This is a genomic window from Neorhizobium galegae bv. orientalis str. HAMBI 540 (assembly GCF_000731315.1).
GTDB lineage: Bacteria > Pseudomonadota > Alphaproteobacteria > Rhizobiales > Rhizobiaceae > Neorhizobium > Neorhizobium galegae.
Window position 1 is genome coordinate 3582441 of the sequence record NZ_HG938353.1, and the last position, 19531, is coordinate 3601971.

A 19531-nucleotide genomic window follows, 5' to 3' on the forward strand; every position below is an offset into this window, starting at 1 on the left:
GCGGAGTAAATCGCCGTCCTCTGGAAGCAGAATCTATGTCCATATCCCCATCTACTCTTTGACGTGAAACAAACAGAGCATCGGCTTTTGCTTGCGCTTCCGCAAGAAAACGAGGCAAAGCTGGGCCGATTGAGCGGTTAACGGTGAATCCCTCACGACCGATCTCTTGTCCGGCCGGACGCGGGGCGGCAGCTGCCGCCTAAAGAGCGTGGCGGTGGATCGCATCCCGGTCGAGGGACATTCCCCAGCCAGGCGCATCCGGGATCTGGGCCGTACCGTCGACGAGCTTTATCTTTTCCTCGTAGAGCGGCGCGAACCATTCCACGTATTCCAGGGAATGGGCCGTCGGGACGTGGGCGAGCAGCTGCAGGCTCATTTCAGGGAAAAGATGCGAGGAGATCGGCAGATCAAAACTTGCCGCCAGTGCGCCGACGCGGGCGAATTCGGTAACACCGCCAACCCGCTGGAGATCCGGCATGAGAACGGAGGCGGCACCCGTTTCGATCATCCGGCGGAAACCGTAGCGCGTATATTCGTTTTCACCGGAGGCGATCGGCATGCGCAGGGCTCTTGCCACCTTGGCCGAATCCTCCAATGCGTGGGCCGGCACCGGTTCCTCGAACCAGGCGATATCCAGGGGCGCCAAAGCATCGCCGAGCTTGATCGCCGCATCGACGTCGAGCGCCTGGTTGGCGTCGATCATCAACCCGATATCGCTGCCGATCGCCGCCCGAACGGCCTTCACACGCGGCAGGTCGACGTCGATTCGCCCGGCAAGCCGCAGCTTCATCGCCTTGAAGCCGGCTGCAACAAAACCTTCCGCCTGCCGAACGAGCGAAGGAATGTCCTGGGTCAGCCAGAGACCGCCGCTCGCATAGGCTGGAATAGTCTCACGGCACCGGCCCAGCATCCGCGAGATCGAAAGCCCGGCGCGCTTGGCTCTCAGATCCCACATGGCGCCATCGATCGCGGAAATGCCCATGATCGAGACGCCCGTGAAGCCGATGAAGTTGATGCGCCGCCAGGCATCGGCCCAGAAGGCGCCCGTATCGTCCGGATCGCGTCCGATCACCGCATCCCGCAGCACGTGCACCATGCTATCCAGCAGCTTCACCTGCTCCGGCCGGATGGTGAAGATCAGGTTTTCGCCCCGTAATCCTTCGTCGGTGACGAGATCGACGACGATGCAGGAGAATTGATGGATGGTCGCCGTGGCATTGCCGAGCGGTTCGGCAAGCGGCAGGCTGACGGCGGTGGTGGTGAGATCAGTGATTTTCATGGGATCGTTACCGGTTCAGGGCACGGGGAGGTTCGGTGTAGATGGGATCATCGACGAAACCGCCGCCCTGCCACTTGGCTTGCGATGATCCCCGATCAGGAATGCCGGGATTGCGTTCCAGTTCCGAGCGGTAAATCTCCGAACTGTCCTTCGGAACCCAGCCCAGATAGGCGGAAGCGGAATTATCCCACCATTTCGGCTGATTGTCCGACACGCCCCAGATCGTCGGGCAACCGAGATAAGGAGCCTTGAAGACCCTCTCCGCAAGCGAAGCCATGTCGTCGAAACTCAGCCAGATCGACAGCATCCGCACCGTCGTCGGCCTAGGCCAGCAAGCACCGATGCGGACGATCGCCGTTTCCTGGCCGAATTTGTGAAAATACATCTGCGCCAGACCCTCGCCGAAGCATTTCGAGGCGCCATAAAGGCCGTCCGGCCTGGTCGGCTGATCGACGCCGATGAACTGGTCCTGCCGATAGAAGCCGACCGTATGGTTGCTGCTGGCAAACAGGATGCGCGGTTTACTGTGCTTTCGCGCCGCTTCATAGAGATTGTGCAGTCCGCGGATATTGCTGTCGAGAATGCTGGCGAAGGTGTTTTCGGAAGGAACGCCGCCGAAATGCAGGATGCCGTCGCATCCTTCCACCATGCGCAGGACGGCATCGGAATCCGCCAGGTCGCAGGCAAACGGCTCCTCGTTGGCCGCGGCATCGTCCAGTGGGGCGATATCGGAAATGCGGATGGTCTCCGCCAGATGCCCGAGCCGCTGGCGCATAGCCTTGCCCATGTTGCCGGCCGCCCCGGTGATCAGAAGCCGCTTCATCTCCACCCCTCCTCGATATGCTGCCTGCAATCTAGAAGGTGCCCCAAAGGCACGTCAACTCATAATATGACTTAAGGACCTAAATAGGATGCCAGGGCATTGACTGCCCGACGTCGAGATCAAAAGAACGCAAAATGCGTTGTTTTATCGGCCCGTATCGATTGACGAAGGTTATCTTTTCGGTCTTCATATAGCACAGCAGTCATGTGACGTCATACTCTCACTTGAGTGCCTGGATGGAGGAACCCCAGATGAAATGGATGAAGCATGTGGCTCTGGCCACGGCTCTGACGCTGTCTGCGCCGGTCGGCGCATACGCAGATACCCCCGCCGACCAGCTGATCGTCGGCCTCAGCATGAACAATATCCTGACCCTCGACCCGGCGGCGATTTCAGGCCGCGAGGCGACAGGCGTCATCGCCAATCTCTATGACACGCTGGTGGAACTCGCCCCGGACAAGAAGACCGTCAATCCGGGTCTCGCCAGCTCCTGGACGGTCGCGGATGACGGCTCGATCACCTTCACGCTGAGGGATGGCGCGAAGTTCACGTCCGGCAATCCGGTCCGGACCGAAGACGTCGTCTGGTCGATCAAACGCAACATCAGCCTCGGCCTGGTCGGTGCGGGCGTCTGGTCGTCCTTCGGTTACAAGGCCAACAATATCGACCAGCTGCTGACGGCCGACGGCAACAAGATCACCCTCAAGCCGGCTCAGCCGACCGATCCGCAGCTCACGCTCGACATTTTTGGCAAGCCGGATGCAAGCGCGGTCATCGACATGAAGACCGCCATGAGCCATGAGACAAACGGCGACAAGGCAGCGGCCTGGCTGAAGATCAACGCCGCCGGTTCCGGGGCCTTCAGCCTGACGCGCTGGTCCTCCAACGAAATGCTGATCCTGACGCGTTTCGACGATTACTGGGGCGAAAAGCCCAGGATGAAGCGCGTGATCTTCCGGCACATGCCGGAATCCCAGACCAAGCGCCTGATGCTGGAAAAGGGCGACGTGGATGTCGCGATCGGCCTTTCGGTTCCCGATATCGCCGCCCTCGGCAAGAACAAGGACGTCGAAGTGCAGAGCACGCCGAGCTCAGGCTTCTATTTCCTCGCCGTGAGCATGAAGGACGAGCGCTTCAAGAACCCGGACGTGCGCCTCGCGATCCGCTACCTGATCGACTACGACGGCATCAACAAGTCGATCATGCCGAACTACGGCACCAAACGTCTTCGCCCGGTCGCCGACGGCGTCATCGGCAGCTTGGCCGATCCGGACTACAAGCTCGATGTCGCCAAGGCAAAGGAACTGCTCGCCAAGGCAGGTTATCCCGACGGTTTCCCGGTCAGGCTGCTGACGCTCAACGAGCCGCCTTTCACGGACACCGCCACCGCGATCCAGGCAACCCTTGCCCAGGCCGGCATCAAGGCTGAAATCGTCCAGGGCGCCGGTGACCAGATCTATGGCCCGATGCGCGAGCGCAAGTTCGAAATGCTCGTCGGTCGCGGCGGCGGCGGCCAGGAGCCGCATCCGCATTCCAACCTGCGCGCCCTCGTCATCAACCCGAACAACGCCGACGACGCCAAGCTCAGCGGCATTATCGGCTGGCGCACGTCCTTCTTCGACCAGCAGCTGAACGACATGTCGGCTAAGGCACTGGTAGAGCGTGACCAGGCGAAGCAGAAGACGGCCTATGAAGACATTCAGAAGCGATATGAGGAAGTCGTTCCTGCGCTGCAGCCGATCTCGGCGGTTGTCGACAGTGTCGTCTATCGTGCCGACGTGAAGGGCTATGTGAACCACTACGGCTGGACGGTTCGCCTGCGCAGCGTGTCCAAGCAGCGCTGATCGCCAACCTATAAGTCCCTCCCAGGACGGCGCTCGCAACTTCGGTTGCGGGCGTTTTTTATTTGCCGCCAACGCTCGGCCGCGGACGCGAAAAAGCCGGCAGGGTGGACCTGCCGGCTGATGCACTCGGGGAGAGGGTTGGAGAGGAGGACGCCTATTCGGCCGCCTGCACCCCGAGAGCGTCATTGCGGTAGGGCTCGCAGAGAGCCTCCATCATCTTGACTTCTTCGGCGGTCAGGTCGGTCAGCGGCGCGCGAACCGGACCCGTATCGAAGCCCATCAGCCGCACGCCGGCCTTGATGGCGGAAACCGCGTAACCCTTCTGGCGGTTGCGGATCTCCATGAACGGATAGAAGAAGTCGATGAGGATCTGGTTGGTGGCGGCCGTATCCCCGGCCCGGAGCGACTTGTAGAACTTCTGGGCCAGCGCCGGGACGAAGTTGAAGACGGCCGACGAATAGGTGGTGACGCCGGCGCCGAGATAGGCATCCGCAAAAAGCTCAGCCGTCGGCATGCCGCCGAGATAGGTCAAACGGTCGCCCATGACCGCGGTGATCTTGCGCACCAGGCCGATATCCCCGGAACCGTCCTTGAAGCCGACCAGATTGGGGCAGGCCTCGCAAAGTCGGGCCAGCGTTTCCGCCGTCAGGATCGAGTTGTCGCGGTTATAGACCATCACGCCGATGCCGACCGACTGGCAGACGGTCTTGATATGCTGGTAAAGGCCTTCCTGGCTGGCATCCATCAGGTAGTGGGGCAGCAGGAGGATGCCGTCGGCACCGGCCTTTTCGGCAGACTTGGCGATCGAGACGGCGATGCGCGTGCCGTAACCGCAGCCGGAAACGATCGGCGTGCTGCCGGCCGAAGCCTTGGCGGCGGCAATGATCTCCGGAATTTCGGACGGCTCCAGTGAAAAGAACTCGCCCGTGCCGCCGGCGGCAAAAAGCACCGAAGCATCGAACCCGGCCAGCCAGCCGACATGCTGCTCGTAGGCCTTGCGGTTGAAGAGGCCATCTTTCCCGAACGGTGTAACGGGGAACGACAGGAGGCCGGCGCCGAGCGCATGCTTCAGTTCAATTGGATCCATAGACATGGCAGTCCCTTCCTGGTTGATTTCCAGAAGGCTACCAAGTCATATTATGACTGTCAATAGTTGTATTATCTTTGTGGGAAACTCACGGACGCCGTATCAGCGATCGATAGCGTTGCTGGCTCCCCTTGAGATGCATGCGCATGGCGTCGCGAGCAGCCGAATCATCGCCATCCGTGATTGCGCGGGCGATGCGGGCATGTTCGTCCTGGATCTGGGCCAGGTATTCGGCCGGCGAAATCTCGACCTCGCCCTCCTGCAGCAGCGATCTCGGAATCATTTGCTTGCCGATCGCTTCCAGGAGCTCCCGGAAACGCGGGTTATTGGTCGCATCCGCGATGGCAAGATGGAAAGCCCGATCGCTTTCAACCGTTGGCGCACCGGCGGCGATCTGCCGTTTGATCGTTTCGAGACATTCGAAGATCAACTCCTGCTGCGCCGGCGACGAGCGAACGGCGGCAAGGCCCGAGGCCTCGATCTCGATGGCGGCGCGGACTTCCAGCATCTCGATGATCGAGGAAACGCGGCTGGCATCCACGGTGCGAAACCCGCCCTGAAGCCCGGCTTGCGGCGCCAGCACGAAGACGCCGACGCCATGGCGGACCTCGACGAGGTTATCGGCCCGCAACGAGGCGATCGCCTCGCGGATGACCGTGCGACTGACCTCATATTGCTGGGTCAGTCCGCTTTCCGTGGGCAGTTTGTCACCGGGTTTCAACGCACCACTCGTGATCGCATCCCGCATCCGCCGACCAACCGTCTCGACCAGGTTGCGGCCTTTTCGCGAGGGTGCCTCCCCAGTGATGTTATCTGCTCTCTTCAATGTCTGTCCGCTCGCTCGCTTTGCCATTTCAGCCACTTAGAGGGGTAAAACCTGCCCGTGTTGTCAAGCGCCGGGCAAGAAATTTATTGACGCCCGGCCATGGACCTATAGTATGAGATGACCTATGAGGTATGATGACATGTCGGACCGACGCATATTCACCGTCGACCCGCCCACGAGGGAAGAATGCTCAAGAGACTTCTTTTAACCGGCGCCGCGGGTGGTGTTGGCCGGGCAATCCGGCCGATGCTGAAAGAAATCGCCGAACATGTCGTGCTGTCGGATATCGGTGAGATCGCCGATGCAGGCGCAAACGAAACCTTCATCCGATGCGATCTAGCGGATGCCGCTGGTGTCGCAAGGCTGGTCGAGGGCGTCGACGGCATCATTCATCTCGGCGGCATTTCCCTCGAAAAGACGTTCGATCTCATCGTCCAAGGCAATATCGTCGGCCTCTACAATATCTACGAAGCCGCCCGCCACAACGGCCTGCCGCGCATCGTCTTCGCAAGCTCCAACCACGTCGTCGGCTACTATCGGTGCGATGAAAGGCTGGACAACACCGTCGTGCCGAAGCCGGACTCGCTCTACGGGGCTTCGAAGGTTTTCGGAGAGGCGATTGCCAGCCTCTATTTCGAAAAATTTGGACAGGAGACCTTGTCCGTCCGCATCGGTTCGTGCTTCGAAAAGCCGGTCAACACGCGCATGCTGGCGACCTGGCTCAGCTATCGTGATTTCTTTTCCCTCTGCCGGCGCGCCTTTGCTGCGCCGCGGATCGCACACACCATCGTCTACGGCTCCTCTGCCAACGACGAGCAGTGGTGGGACAACCGCAATGCCGCTTTCCTCGGCTGGAAACCTGAGGACACATCCGCAAAGTGGCGCGTCGAAGTGGAAACGGCAGCCGGCAGACAAGACCCGACCGATCCCGCCGTCATCTATCAAGGCGGCGCCTTCGCATTGGCCGGCCATCCGGACGATGCGTGAAAGACAGACTTCCGCCGCCCGACGGGCGGCTCCGATCCGGCCCCCGCCGGGTCCCGACATGAAATGGCGGAGGTTCGTCCCTCCGCTTCTGACAGGAGGAATTTCGTGAAGATCATAGACGTCAATGTGCGCGTATTCTCCCATACCACGCGCCGCCACCAGGATACCGCCGGCCACGCCCATCCGGGCCCGCCGCACAAGGTCAACCTGGCGCTGCTGACCATCGTCGACGACGACGGTGCGGAAGGCTATTGCTTTGCCGCGCCGGAAGTCGTTCGCCCGCATGTGATCGACAAGTTCGTCAAGAAGGTGCTGATCGGCGAAGATCCGTTCGCCCGCGAAAGGCTGTGGCAGGACCTCGCTCACTGGCAGCGCGGCAGCGCGATGCAGTTGACCGACCGGACGCTCGCGATCGTCGATTGCGCCCTGTGGGATCTTGCCGGCCGCAAGCTGAACATGCCGGTCCACAAACTGATCGGCAGCTACCGTGAAAAAATCCCGGCCTATGGCTCGATCATGTGTGGCGACGAGCTGGAGAACGGCCTCGCGACGCCGGAAGATTACGGCCGGTTTGGCGAAATGCTCGTCAAGCGCGGCTACAAGGGTATCAAGCTGCACACCTGGATGCCGCCGGTCTCCTGGGCACCGGACGTCAAGATGGATCTCAAGGCCTGCGCCGCAGTCCGCGAGGCGGTCGGCCCGGATATCCACCTGATGATCGACGCCTTCCACTGGTACACCCGCACGGAAGCGCTAGAACTCGGCAGGGGCCTCGAAAAGCTTGGCTTCGACTGGATCGAGGAGCCGATGGACGAGCAGAGCTCGGCTTCCTACGCCTGGCTTGCCGAAAACCTCGACATCCCGGTCCTCGGCCCGGAAAGCGCCGGCGGCAAGCATTTCAGCCGCGCCGAATGGATCACCTCGAAGGCCTGCGACATCCTGCGCACCGGTGTCCATGACGTCGGCGGCATCAGCCCGGCAATGAAGACCATGCATCTGGCCGAATCCTTCGGCATGAACTGCGAAATTCACGGCAATGGCGCTCCGAACCTGATCGTCGCGGCCTGCACCAAAAATGCGAAATGGTACGAGCGCGGCCTGCTGCACCCGTTCCTCGAATATGACGACGGCTTCGAATACCTGAACGCCCTCGTCGACCCGATGGACGAAGACGGTTTCGTTCATATTTCCGACAAGCCGGGCATGGGCGAAGACATCAACTTCGACTTCATCAACGCCAATCTGGTTGAGTGAACCGTTTATTCTGCCTCCCAAGCAGGAAAGAGGAGCCCGGTCCCGTTATGGCCGGGTTTCTTCTTTTTGCAGTCGGTACAAGCTTGTCGTCGCCGAAATCAATCTCATCGATATCCGCCTTCGGCCAACACTTTGGAGCCCCGCGCAGTCGCCTGCCGTGGTTTTCAAAGATCGGAGAGCCCACACGAATGCGGAACCTCATTTTGTTTAGTATGTGTGGCTCCGCATTCGCGTGGCCTTCGGCGTCTTGTCGAGGCTTCCGGCCTCTACAGGTGATCATCTCGCCTCGCTGCGTGGCTGTGTTCACGGCTTCCTTTCGGGAAACCTTGCCACTTGCACGGCTCAACCGAACCGGACATGGCTGTCCGGGGGAGGCTTGATAGGAATGGTCGTCTTTCGACTTGCACTCCATGGCTTTCACCTCCCTCACCTTCCCCGCACGTTACGGATCGAATGAGGGCGCCGGCTCCCGCTTGCCCGCGAACGTCTCGCGAAACACTCCGGCGACGGAAGCGAGGCAATTGTAGGCATGGGTTTGAAGGGCGGGGATGACGATGTGGTTAAGTCATTGGAGATGCTGGAGGGTGGCGATCAATTATCCACGAGCAAACACGGAAAGACAGCATTGGACGGCGCACCCTGCCATACCCCCCTCTGTCCTGCCGGACATCTCCCCCTCAAGGGGGGGAGATCGGCCGGAAGCAAGGTCTTGTCCCATCAAAAGCCCTGAGCTTGCCAGACTCCACTCCCTGCCAGCTTCCTGCCGTTGCACAAATCAAAGAGGTTCCGCTGAGCACGCCTCCTTCGATCTCCCCCCTTGAGGGGGAGATGCCCGGCAGGGCAGAGGGGGGTGCCTCACCGCATACTCGGACTCGGTCAAATCCAACCCCGCATTTCGCGAAAGGACCTGCCCTCCAACCCACCTCACATCGCCCGATCCAGCCAGTCGATCGCATGGTCCTGCTGGTCAATCGGGAATGCATGAGCCGCGCCGGGCCAAAGCCGCGTTTCGAGGCACCGTTCCGCCCCCGCTGCGCTCCAGATATCGTGGATCTGCTGGTGGGCCGCCAAGGCGGTAGGCTCCGGGAAATGCCGGTCTTCGGCGCCGCTGAAGATCAGCGTGGGTTTCGGCGCGGCAAGCCCTGCAAAATGCGGATAATCGATCTTTCCGGCGATCGGCGGATGCAGCATGGAAAAGGCCGACTGGCCGCGAAGCTGGTTGTTGCCTGGCTGCATGAGGCCTTGCAGCGTCCCCATCCAGCCGCCGGCGACACAGGCCCTGGCATCGTCCGAAAGTGCTGCCGCCTGCCAGGCGCGCGAGCCGCCCATCGAATAACCGAAGCTCGCCACACGGTTTCCATCGACGCCGGGCAGCGCGCGAAGCCATGTCATGGCCTCAAGGTCTTCGAGCAGGATGACGGAGGCGTAGGAAACGCCGAACTGCATGAGATTGGCCGCCAGCGCCTGCTGCGTTTCGTAACCGTTGCCTTTCCGACTGCCCCAGCCGAGCGTGTCGGCGCAAAGCACGGTGTAACCGCGCCGGGCGAGTTCATTGCCGACATGCCGACCGCCATAAAGTTTCGCCGCCCATCGATCCATGTCCGCTGCGACCTCGCAAGCTTCGCCGGAGCGGCGGATCATCTTCTCCTTGCCGATCGAGAAGAACGAGCCGTGGTCGTGCAGGAGCAGCACGGCAGGTGTGACGCTAGCGGTGTCCGGACGAAGGAGATAGGCTTTCGTCGTTTCGCCGTTCGAAAAGGCAAGTTCGAGCTCCTGGCCCGTGCATCCGTCTTCAGCCCACTCCGTGAGGACGGACGCGCTTGCTGGCGCGATCCGCCCGACGCCGAGTGCGTGGCGCACCTTGTTCCGTGTGCGGTCCTGCCAGTCGGAAAAACCTTCCGCCGCCGGGTGGAAATTCCAGTCGAACGAGAGGTTGTCGCGCAGCCTCGCCGCAAGGCTGGACATGTTCTCGCTGTCGATCATTGCTGTTGCCGCAGCCGTTCGAGCATCCGGTCGCGGCTGTCGCCCAGGTGCTTGCGCATCGCTCCGCGCGCGCCTTCCACATCACGAGCCTCGATCGCCTTGAGAATGGCACGATGTTCTTCATTGACGCGCGCCAGATGCACGGAGAGGCTCGCGTCATCGACGGCATGGGTCGAAAGCCGCATGCGCGGCATCAGGGTCTCGCCGAGATAGTTGAAGATACGGAAAAAATGTTCGTTATGGCTGGCCGTGGCAACGGCGCGGTGAAAATCGAAATCCGCCTGCGTGTCCCGGCTTGCACGGCGGACGGCGACATCCATGGCCTTGCAGGCCGCGGTCATCGCCTGGATATCCGCCTGGGTCCGCCGGTCGGCGGCAAGCGCTGCCGCTTCGGATTCGATGCCGATGCGCAGTTCGAGCCCCTTCACCAGGTTTTCGACCAGCATCAGGTTTTCGTCGCCGAGGCGGAAAGGCGTGACACCCGCGTCCTGGCGAACGAAGACGCCGATCCCATGATGGATCGAGACGAGGCCGCTTGCCCGAAGATTGGCGATCGCCTCCCGGACGACCGTCCGGCTGACGCCCAGTTCATCGATCAGCGCCTTTTCCGTCGGAAGCTTCGAGCCGCGCGGATAGTCCCCAAGCTTGATACGCTCGGCGATCGTGCGAACGACCTGGGAACTCAGGGTCTCCCTGCGGCGCCAGGTAGAGGATGGGGCTTCGGCTGTCATCGGGCACTCCATGGCGTCTCAGATGTGAAAACTCAGACAGCGTGGTCGTATTCGAGGCTGGCCTGGATCAGTTCGCGGGCATAGGGATCCTTGGCCTGGCCTGTCGCCAGCAGGTCTCGGCTCATCACCTCGACCACGCGACCATGCTGCATGACCGCCAGCCGCTCGCACATATGATCGATCACCGCAAGATCATGGGAAACGAAGAGATAGGTCAAGTTGCGTTTTGCACGCAGATCGGCGAGCAGATTGAGCACTTCCGCCTGCACCGAGACGTCGAGCGCCGAGGTCGGCTCGTCGAGCAGCAGGATGCGCGGTTCGAGAATGAGCGCGCGGGCGATCGCCACGCGCTGGCGCTGGCCGCCGGAAAGCTCGTGCGGATAACGCGACAGGAAGGCCGGATCGAGGCCGACATCGATCAGGGCCCGCTCCATGCGTTCGACCTGGCGGTCCATGCGATGGATGCGCAGCGGCTCCTGAAGCGCCGTGCGGATCGACTGGCGCGGATGCAGCGAACCGTAGGGATCCTGGAACACCATCTGGACCGCGCGGCAATATTCGACGAAGGGCATGTCGTTGACCGACCGTCCCTCGAGCTGGATATCGCCCTCCCAGACGTTCAGAAGACGGGCGATGCAGCGCAGGATGGTCGATTTGCCGGAACCGGATTCGCCGACAAGACCGAAGGATTCGCCAGCCTCGACCGAAAAGCAGACATCGCCGAGAATGCGCCTCTTTGCCGGACCGTAGCCGAGATCGATCGAGAGATTGCGGACGTCGATGGCGGTCATGCGCGCACCTCTTTGGTCTCTGGGGAGATGGTTTGGCGGTTCAGGACCGGAAGCGGCTTTCGGCTGCCGCCGATATGCGGCTGCGCGGCAAGCAACCCTTGAGTATAGGGATGCGTGCAGTTGCGCATGTCCCGGGCCGCCCGTTCCTCGACCACTTCGCCATGGCGCATGACCAGAACGCGGTCGCAGAAATTGCGCACCAGGTTGAGGTCGTGGCTGATCATGATGAGGCCGATGCCCTTGTTGGTCACCAGCTCGTTGAGGATGTTGAGGACCTGCATGCGCACGGTGACGTCGAGCGCCGAGGTCGGCTCGTCGGCGATGATGATCTGCGGCTCGGGGATCAGCATCATGGCGATCATGATGCGCTGGCCCATGCCGCCCGAGACTTCATGCGGATAAAGGCCGAACACCCGTTCCGGATCGCGGATCTTCACCGCTTCCAGCATTTCCAGCGTCTTCTGCCGGGCGACCTGCGCCGAGGCCTTGTAATGAACACGATAGGCCTCGGCGATCTGGTCTCCGACGCGATGCACCGGGTTGAGCGAGAACTTCGGATCCTGGAGGATCATCGAAATGCGTCGGCCGCGGATCGTCAGCATCTGCTTTTCGCTGGCCGAGAGAAGGTCGATACCGCCGAAATCCATGCGGTCGGCCTCGATCTTGGCGGTCGGCAGCAGCTTCAGCAGCGCGCGGCCGATCGTCGACTTGCCGGAGCCGGATTCGCCGACGATGCCGAGCCGCTCGCGGCCGAGATCGAAGGAGACGCCCTTGACGACGGTGTTGTAGGCTTTGCCAGCGCGATAGCTGACGCGGAGATTTTCGACCTTCAAGAGTGCTTGGCTGTTATCCATGGCGGAATCCTAACGCTGTTTCGGGCCTATCTTTGCTTGGGATCCAGCGCGTCGCGCAGGCCGTCGCCGAGAAGGTTGAAGGCAAGGCTGACGAGCAGGATGGCGCCGCCCGGGAAGGCGACCAGCCACCAGTTGTCCAGCATGTAGCGCCGGCCGGTGGCGATCATCGCCCCCCATTCGGGCAGCGGCGGCTGGGCACCGAGACCCAGGAAACCGAGGCCGGCCGCCGTCAGGATGACGGTTGCCATCGAAAGCGTGATGCGCACCAGAACCGAAGGCAGGCACATCGGCATGATCGACTTGATGATGATGCGCAGCGCCGATGCCCCCTGCATGCGCGAGGCCGAGATATAGTCGGCGCCGCGGAAGGTCAGCGTTTCGGCGCGGGCCAGGCGGGCGATCGGCGGCCAGGTGGTGAGACCGATGGCGATGATCGCATTTTCGAGGCCGGCACCGAGGGCCGCCACGAAGGCGAGCGACAGGATGAGGCTCGGGAAGGACAGGAAGATATCGGTGATCCGCATCATGATCGTGTCGTACCAGCCCCCGAAATAACCGGCCGTCGTGCCGACCAGCAGCCCGATCGGGCCGACGATCACCGACACGATGGTGATGATCGTCAGGCTGATGCGCGTGCCGTAGATGATGCGGCTCATGATGTCGCGGCCGAGCTCGTCGGTTCCGAACCAGTGCTCGGCGCTCGGCGGCTTCAGCGTATTGCCGAGATCGATGACATTCGGGTCATAGGGCGCGATCAGCGGCGCGACGATCGCCGTCAGGACCAGGATGGTGATGACGACGAGGCCAAAGCCCGAAGACGGGTTGCCGAGAAGCTCGCGGATGACGGCGAGCAGCCGGCGGAAGGCCGAATTTGGGTTTGAGCGAGTACCGTTCATGGCCACGTCCTGCATGTCGAGAGATTGAGCTGCCATGTCACCGCGTCCTCGGATCGAAGATCTTGTACAGCGCGTCGGAAAGCAGGTTGAGCGCAATGAAGATGATGCCGACCAGCAGCACGCAGGTCATCACCGCGTTCATGTCGCCGATCAGCATGTTGTTGGTGATATATTGGCCGAAGCCCGGCCAGGAGAACACGGTCTCGATGAGGACGGCGCCCTCCAGCAGGCTGCCATAGGCGAGCGCCACGATCGTCACCAGCTGCACCCGGATATTCGCGAACGCGTGGTGCCAGATGGTGCGGCCCTTCGACAGCCCCTTCACCCGCGCCGTGGTCACGTATTCCTGGTTCAGCTGGTCCAGCATGAAACTGCGGGTCATGCGGGTGATATAAGCCATCGACGAATAACCGAGGATGCTCGCCGGCAGCAGCAGATGGTTGACCGCATCCCGCAAGACCTCCCAGTCGCCGGCGATGATCGCGTCGATCAGCAGGAAGCCGGTCGTTTCCGGCACAAGGCCGATATAATAATCCGACAGACGGCCGCCGCCGCCGACCAGATCCAGTGCCGCATAAAAGATGATCAGGCCGATCATGCCGGTCCAGAAGATCGGCATGGAATGGCCGATCAGGGTGAGGAAGCGGATGATGTGGTCGATCGGCCGGTTGCGGCGCACGGCGGCCAGAATGCCGAGCGGAATGCCCAGCCCCGCCCCGACGATGATCGCGAAGGTCGCAAGCTCGATCGTCGCCGGCATGACATGCAGGATGTCGTTGATGACCGGCTGCCCTGTCCGGATCGACATCCCGAAATCGCCATGAGCCAAATCGTTCACATACCGGAAGAACTGCTGGTAGAGAGGAAGGTTGGCGCCGATCCGTTCCGCGACCATATTGTATGTGGCCTGGTCGGCCTCTTCGCCGACAATGGCGCGCACCGGATCGACCGGCATCAGCCGTCCGATGCAGAAGGTCAGGATCAGCAACCCGAGAAGGGTTGCCAATATGGTGCCGGCCTGCCGCGTGAAAGCGGTGAGACGCTCGTTGTTCATGGGGCTTCCTCAAGATCGTTTCGGACGCCGCGGCGCTGCCGGGCCACAAGGCCCACGCCGCGGCAGCCGACGATTATCGTTCTTTCTTGACCGTCCGAAGCTGGGTCGACCAGGACGGGTTCAGTTCGAGACCCTTGATGTCGGCCCGGAAACCGACACTGTCGACCACTTCCGAGAAGGGCTGGATCGCCGGCACCATCTCCGCGTAATAGGCCTGGATGTCCTGGTATTCCTTGATCTGCTTGTCCTTGTTGCCTTCGACGAGAGCGTCATCGATCATCTTGTTGATCTTCTCATCATAGAAGGACGTGCGCCAGCCCTGGAAGTTCGTCAGCTTCGCCTCATCCGCATTGTTGGGATTGTAGACGATGGCGCGGAAGTTCGAGTCCGGATGCGGCAGCTGGCCGCCGCCGCCGCGGCCGACGACAAGTTCATATTTGCGTTCGCGCATCGCGCCGTAGATCTGGTCGCCGGAGCCGGTGACGATCTCGGCCTTGATGCCGGCCTGCGCCAGCGTCGCCTGAATGGCGGTCGCAAGGCTCATGAACGGCACGTCCGAAATGGCGCGCAGCGTTGTCGAGAAGCCGTTCGGATAACCGGCCTCGGCAAGAAGCGCCTTGGCCTTTGCGACATCGAGCTTGTAGCCGGCATTCGGCAAGGCGCCGAAAATGCCCGCCGGAACCGGACGATCGCGCAGCTTGCCGAAATAGGGCAGCACGCTGTCGTTCAGGCCCTGGTAGTCGATGAGATAACGCAGCGCCTCGCGAACCTTCGGCTTCTGGAACTTCTCGTCCTTCATGGAGACGGCGAGATAATAGAAGCCGCTGCCGCCATTCGTCTGGATCTTGACGTCTTTGCTGCTCTCGAGCGCCTTCAGATCGGCTGCGGACATGGAAAACGCGATGTCGATATCGCCCTTTTCGAGCATCAGCCGCTGGCTCTGCGATTCAGCCAGATGGCGCATCATGATCCGGCGCATGGCCGGTTTCTCGCCCCAGTATTTGGGGTTCTGCTCGAGCGTTACACGCTCGTTCGACTGCCACTGGCCGAGCGTGAACGGACCGGAGCCGGCGGAGTTGTTGGTGAGCCAGGCGGCGCCCATATCGCCGTTCTTGTCGTGCTCCATGACCGCCTTCATGTCGAGGATGGAGCCTGGGCCGACAATCCCGAGTGTCTGCACGATGATCTGCGGGTCGACCTTCTTCGGCAGCTTGATGACGACGGTGCCGTCGTCCGGGGCGGTGAAGCTTGCGTCGGCATTGGCCGCGGAGAAGCCATGGGTTTTCAGGAACGATGCCTGGGCAAGGTTGAGCTTCATCAGGCGCTTGAAGGACCAGACCACATCCGCCGAAGTGACCGGGTTTCCGGAAGCGAAGGTCGCCCCCTTGCGCAGCTTGAAGGTGATCGAGCCGTTGTCATCGGCGATCGTCCAGCTTTCCGCCAGCTGCGGATCGACCTGAGCGCGATTGACGGCATCGAGCGCCACCAGGTTATCATATATGTTTGTGAGAACCTGTACGGTCTCCTTGCCGGTAATGGCAGCGGGATCGAGCGTCAGGATATTGGTCATCGAGAAGCCGACAACCAGCATATTGGGCGGGGTTTCGGCGTGGGCAGGCTGGAAAAGCAGGGTGGAACCGAGCAATACCGGTCCCACTATTCTCAATAGCGGCTTCATGGCCGTCCTCCCTTGGATTGCCGGTCTCCTCCCGGCAGACAGATAATAGCGACCCAAGAGATATGATGTCTTACGACACGTGTCAATCCAAAATGCCGCTTTCAACGACTCTTGCGAAGTCGCCCGGAGCAAGCGCCATGTTCCAGGCCTGCCGTTCGGACATGCGAAATCGCCCGATGCTCCTGGCCGGACCCGGTGGTGGTGCTTTCACGGAATGAATTCGCGGCTGATGCTCCCGCCCCTTACCCAGGGCAATCGCATATGGGATGCGAGGCGGCGCGGCATTCTGAACCCTCCCCCTTGTGGGGAGGGTGGCCGGCAAGCGGGAGGGGTTTTTACTCGGAGCGCAATCCCCTCCCCACAAGGGGGAGGGGCTCCACGCGCCGCCATACATCCTCATATGCGATTGTCCTGCCGGCCGCGGGCTTGAGAGCCGGCCATGGCTGATCAGCCGGCGATCTCATAGATCGATGCGGCGATGAAGCGATCCTGATCGCTGCCGTAGTTGTAGTAATAGACGCTCAAAAGCTTGCCATCCGGCCGCACCACGGTGCGGGGATAGCCAAGATCGGACATGCCGCCGTCGTCGCGGATGATGATGTCGTCGCTCCAGGTCCTGCCCTCGTCGGAGCTTATCCGCGCCCGCAAACCAAAGGGCGCATCACGATAACCGAAGACCAGCGCCAGCCGGCCGTCCTGCAGCCTGTTGACCGTCGGTGGATTGCCGCCATAACCGGTGTTCGGCACCGGCCGGCCGATCGGCTCCCAGGTCTTGCCTTCATCGCCGGAGACATAGGCATCGATCCAGGCCTTGCGATCCGGCCCACGGCTGGCGGTTGCGCAACGCACCAGCGTCAGCACCTTGCCATCCTTCAGCCGGATGGAAGCCGGCATGATCGCAAAACCTTCCGGTTCCTCACCGACAAAACTTTCGAACGTAAAGCTCTTGCCGCCGTCGCGGGTGCGGATGCAGAAGACCTGGCCTTCCTTGCCGTCCGGCTTGGCAGCGCTCAACAGGAAGAGCGCGTCATGCTTGCCGAGCGGCACGATGTCGGTGCGCGCCGAAATGCCCGGCAGGCCGAAATCGCCGAGCCGATAGGGGCCGCGCCACGTCCGCGCCCGGTCGTTGCTGACATAGAACCAGCTGATCGCCCCACCCAGCAGGCCGGTGCGGGCGCACATGACGATCGTTTCCGGATCGGTGAAGTCGATCGGCTCGTCCAACGGGCGCAGATCCCGGTCGATATCGATCTTCGGCTGGGCCTCCAGTTCCGGCAGGACATGCTCGTCGCCGGAAAGCGTTTGGCTGCCGGGCACGAAGGCGTTGAAACGCTCGATCGTCCAAGTCTCGCCGCCATCCGTGCTGCGGGCCTGCACCGGAATGAAAGGCCGCGTCTTGTCGCGAGCATGCAGGTTTTCGGCCTCGCCACGGAAGCCCTGCACGAAGATCGTTACCGCCTCGCCGCCCCACAGCCACAGGCCGTAGTTGGCCGGCCATGCGGCGAATTCACCCTCTTTCCGGTAAACTTCGACATTCTTGATCGAATTTGGCTTGGTCACAGGAATCCTCCTTGCCGCGGAAGCGGTCTCGTTCATGTCTTTGTCGATGGTCAGCCCTTGACGCCGCTCGTCACGGCACCGTCGATCACATGGCGCTGGGCCAGCAGGTAGACGATGATGACCGGTAGGGTGATCAGGGTCGCCATCGCCATGACGACGTTCCAGCGCGCATCCGGTCCGCTCTGCAGAAGCTGCAGGCCGATCTGCAGGGTCGCCATCTCCCGGTGCGAATTGAGGATAAGCGGCCAGACGAAATCGTTCCAGGCACTCTGGAAGCTGAGCACCCCCAGCACCGCGAGCGACGGCCGGGCCAGCGGCAGCAGGATGCGCCGGAAGATCGTGAAGGGCGAAGCACCGTCCAGCTTGGCGGATTCCTCGTATTCCATCGGGATGCGGGTGAAGAACTGCCGCATCATGAAAATGCCGAACGGGGTTGCGGCGGTCGGCAGGATCATGCCCCAATAGGTGTTGAGGAGGCCGGTGCCGCCATTGCCGAGCCAGTCGTTGCCGCCGGCAAAGGGGATCTTCTGGACGATCAGGAAGACGGGGACGATCTGGCTCTGGGCCGGCACCATCAGCAGGCCGACGACGAGCGCGAAGATCAGGTTGCGGCCGGAAAACTGCATGCGGGCAAGCGCGTAACCTGCGAGCGAGCAGAAGACGAGGTTCGAAACCGTCGAGCCCAGCGCGTAGATCAGGCTGTTCACCAGCTGCCGGCCGGCATCCGGCGAGGCCATGGCATCGAGATAGTTCTGCCATCGCAGGCCGTCCGGAATGAAACTCGGCGGAAACCGAAAGATTTCCTGGTCGCCCTTGAATGAGGTCGAGACCATCCAGAGGAAGGGCATCACGGTGGCGAGCGCTGCAAACAGCAGCAGCAGGTAACCGATGACGTTCATCACGTCGAAGCGCGGGAATTCCCGTCTCCGACCGCGGGCCGCGATCTGCCGTTCCATCGCGGCGGGCTGCGCAAGGTCCGTCATACGTCTTTCCTCCGCATGATCCGGGTCCCGATGATCGAGAACACCAGGATGGTCAGGAAGAGTATGGTCGACATGGCCGCGCTATAACCGAATTCGGTATAACCGAAGGCCGTCTGGTACATCTGGTAGACGACGGTTTCCGTCGAGCCGAGCGGCCCGCCCTGCGTCATCACGTAGATCGCGCCGAACACCTGGAAGGTCTGCACGATCAGGATGATCAGCAGGTAGAAGGTGACGGAACTCAGCATCGGCACGGTGATGCGCAGGAAGATATCCTTGCCCTTCGCCCCATCGAGGCGCGCCGCCTCGTAGAGGTCGTTCGGGATATCCTGAAGACCGGCCAGATAGATGATCATCGCAGTGCCGAAGTCACGCCAGATCGCCATGATGATCAGCGAATTCATTGCAAGGCTGGGGTTCTGAAGCCACGGCTGCGGCGGCAGGCCGACCCGGGTCAGGACACCGTTGAGCGGCCCGGCATAGGGCTCGTAGACATAGGCCCAGACGACGGCGGCCGCGATCAGCGAGGTCAGAACCGGCAGGTAGAAGATCGTCCGGAAAGCCATGCGCCCCGGCACTTTTTGATTGAGCGCGACCGCGGCCAGCAGGCCGAGCACCATGGTCGGGAAGGTTACGCCGATCGTATAGTGGATCGTATTGCCGACCGCCTGCTGGAAGCGGGCGTCATTGAAAAGCTTGATGTAGTTGTCGAAGCCGACGAAACTCGTCGGCTTCAGGAACGAGACGTCGGTAAAGCTCATCAACAGCGTCGCCACCGCCGGCAGCAGCAGCGACAGGAAGAGGATGACGAGCGCCGGTGCGAGGAATGCGTAGGCGCTCCAGTTCTGATGAAAACTGACCGTTTTGATCGGCCTGGATGTCGAGTTCTGAAGCGCCATCA

At 61.6% G+C, this 19531-nt stretch carries 17 protein-coding genes; 3 read left to right on the top strand and 14 right to left on the bottom strand.

Features of this window, described 5'->3' with window-relative positions; all coding sequences use genetic code 11:
• Positions 1 to 199: 199 nt before the first annotated feature.
• Together RG540_RS17430 and RG540_RS17435 are read right to left on the bottom strand one after the other, a co-directional pair.
• Positions 200 to 1279, bottom strand: a complete 1080-nt coding sequence (locus RG540_RS17430) for a mandelate racemase/muconate lactonizing enzyme family protein (protein ID WP_038590502.1) — start codon at positions 1277 to 1279, stop codon at positions 200 to 202.
• A gap of 7 nt (positions 1280 to 1286) precedes the next feature.
• Positions 1287 to 2102 carry an NAD-dependent epimerase/dehydratase family protein gene (locus tag RG540_RS17435; RefSeq protein ID WP_038590505.1) on the bottom strand — a complete coding sequence of 272 codons (816 nt, stop codon included), beginning with the start codon at positions 2100 to 2102 and terminating at the stop codon, positions 1287 to 1289.
• Positions 2103 to 2362: 260 nt separating this feature from the next.
• Here RG540_RS17435 and RG540_RS17440 point away from each other — a divergent pair, with 260 nt between their 5' ends.
• Positions 2363 to 3946 (top strand): ABC transporter substrate-binding protein, encoded by a 1584-nt coding sequence (locus RG540_RS17440; protein ID WP_038594140.1) that lies wholly within the window; start codon positions 2363 to 2365, stop codon positions 3944 to 3946.
• A 154-nt stretch (positions 3947 to 4100) separates the two neighbouring features.
• On the opposite strand, the gene kdgD is transcribed toward RG540_RS17440, so the two are convergent.
• Both kdgD and RG540_RS17450 read right to left on the bottom strand, forming a co-directional pair.
• Complete coding sequence (gene kdgD / locus RG540_RS17445) at positions 4101 to 5033, bottom strand: 5-dehydro-4-deoxyglucarate dehydratase (protein ID WP_038590508.1); 933 nt, start codon at positions 5031 to 5033, stop codon at positions 4101 to 4103.
• 88 nt (positions 5034 to 5121) lie between these two features.
• Entirely contained in the window at positions 5122 to 5781 is a 660-nt protein-coding gene (locus tag RG540_RS17450) for a FadR/GntR family transcriptional regulator (RefSeq protein WP_244446692.1), read from the bottom strand.
• A 264-nt stretch (positions 5782 to 6045) separates the two neighbouring features.
• Between RG540_RS17450 and RG540_RS17455 the strand changes: the two genes are divergently transcribed.
• Together RG540_RS17455 and RG540_RS17460 are read left to right on the top strand one after the other, a co-directional pair.
• Positions 6046 to 6846, top strand: a complete 801-nt coding sequence (locus RG540_RS17455; RefSeq protein WP_038590513.1) for an NAD-dependent epimerase/dehydratase family protein — start codon at positions 6046 to 6048, stop codon at positions 6844 to 6846.
• A gap of 105 nt (positions 6847 to 6951) precedes the next feature.
• Positions 6952 to 8100, top strand: coding sequence for a mandelate racemase family protein (locus RG540_RS17460; protein WP_038590516.1), 1149 nt, complete (start codon positions 6952 to 6954; stop codon positions 8098 to 8100).
• 924 nt (positions 8101 to 9024) lie between these two features.
• On the opposite strand, the gene RG540_RS17465 is transcribed toward RG540_RS17460, so the two are convergent.
• The 10 genes from RG540_RS17465 to RG540_RS17510 all read right to left on the bottom strand — a co-directional run bounded on the left by RG540_RS17465 (position 9025) and on the right by RG540_RS17510 (position 19529).
• Positions 9025 to 10083, bottom strand: coding sequence for a dienelactone hydrolase family protein (locus tag RG540_RS17465; RefSeq protein ID WP_038590519.1), 1059 nt, complete (start codon positions 10081 to 10083; stop codon positions 9025 to 9027).
• Entirely contained in the window at positions 10080 to 10814 is a 735-nt protein-coding gene (locus RG540_RS17470) for a FadR/GntR family transcriptional regulator (protein WP_038546177.1), read from the bottom strand. The genes RG540_RS17465 and RG540_RS17470 overlap by 4 nt, the downstream gene beginning before the upstream one ends.
• 32 nt (positions 10815 to 10846) lie before the next feature.
• Complete coding sequence (locus RG540_RS17475) at positions 10847 to 11605, bottom strand: ABC transporter ATP-binding protein (protein WP_038590523.1); 759 nt, start codon at positions 11603 to 11605, stop codon at positions 10847 to 10849.
• Positions 11602 to 12459, bottom strand: coding sequence for an ABC transporter ATP-binding protein (locus RG540_RS17480; RefSeq protein WP_038590526.1), 858 nt, complete (start codon positions 12457 to 12459; stop codon positions 11602 to 11604). The genes RG540_RS17475 and RG540_RS17480 overlap by 4 nt, the downstream gene beginning before the upstream one ends.
• A 26-nt stretch (positions 12460 to 12485) precedes the next feature.
• The gene (locus RG540_RS17485) at positions 12486 to 13355 is read right to left on the bottom strand and encodes an ABC transporter permease (protein WP_038594143.1); all 870 of its coding nucleotides are present in this window, start codon (positions 13353 to 13355) and stop codon (positions 12486 to 12488) included.
• A gap of 37 nt (positions 13356 to 13392) precedes the next feature.
• The gene (locus RG540_RS17490; protein ID WP_038590529.1) at positions 13393 to 14409 is read right to left on the bottom strand and encodes an ABC transporter permease; all 1017 of its coding nucleotides are present in this window, start codon (positions 14407 to 14409) and stop codon (positions 13393 to 13395) included.
• A gap of 73 nt (positions 14410 to 14482) precedes the next feature.
• Complete coding sequence (locus RG540_RS17495) at positions 14483 to 16087, bottom strand: ABC transporter substrate-binding protein (protein WP_038590532.1); 1605 nt, start codon at positions 16085 to 16087, stop codon at positions 14483 to 14485.
• 447 nt (positions 16088 to 16534) lie between these two features.
• A complete protein-coding gene (locus RG540_RS17500; protein WP_155414862.1) occupies positions 16535 to 17647 on the bottom strand; it encodes a sialidase family protein in 1113 nt (370 codons plus the stop codon).
• A gap of 50 nt (positions 17648 to 17697) precedes the next feature.
• The gene (locus RG540_RS17505; protein ID WP_051909511.1) at positions 17698 to 18630 is read right to left on the bottom strand and encodes a carbohydrate ABC transporter permease; all 933 of its coding nucleotides are present in this window, start codon (positions 18628 to 18630) and stop codon (positions 17698 to 17700) included.
• The gene (locus RG540_RS17510) at positions 18627 to 19529 is read right to left on the bottom strand and encodes a carbohydrate ABC transporter permease (protein ID WP_038590535.1); all 903 of its coding nucleotides are present in this window, start codon (positions 19527 to 19529) and stop codon (positions 18627 to 18629) included. The genes RG540_RS17505 and RG540_RS17510 overlap by 4 nt, the downstream gene beginning before the upstream one ends.
• Between the last annotated feature and the right edge of the window lie 2 nt (positions 19530 to 19531).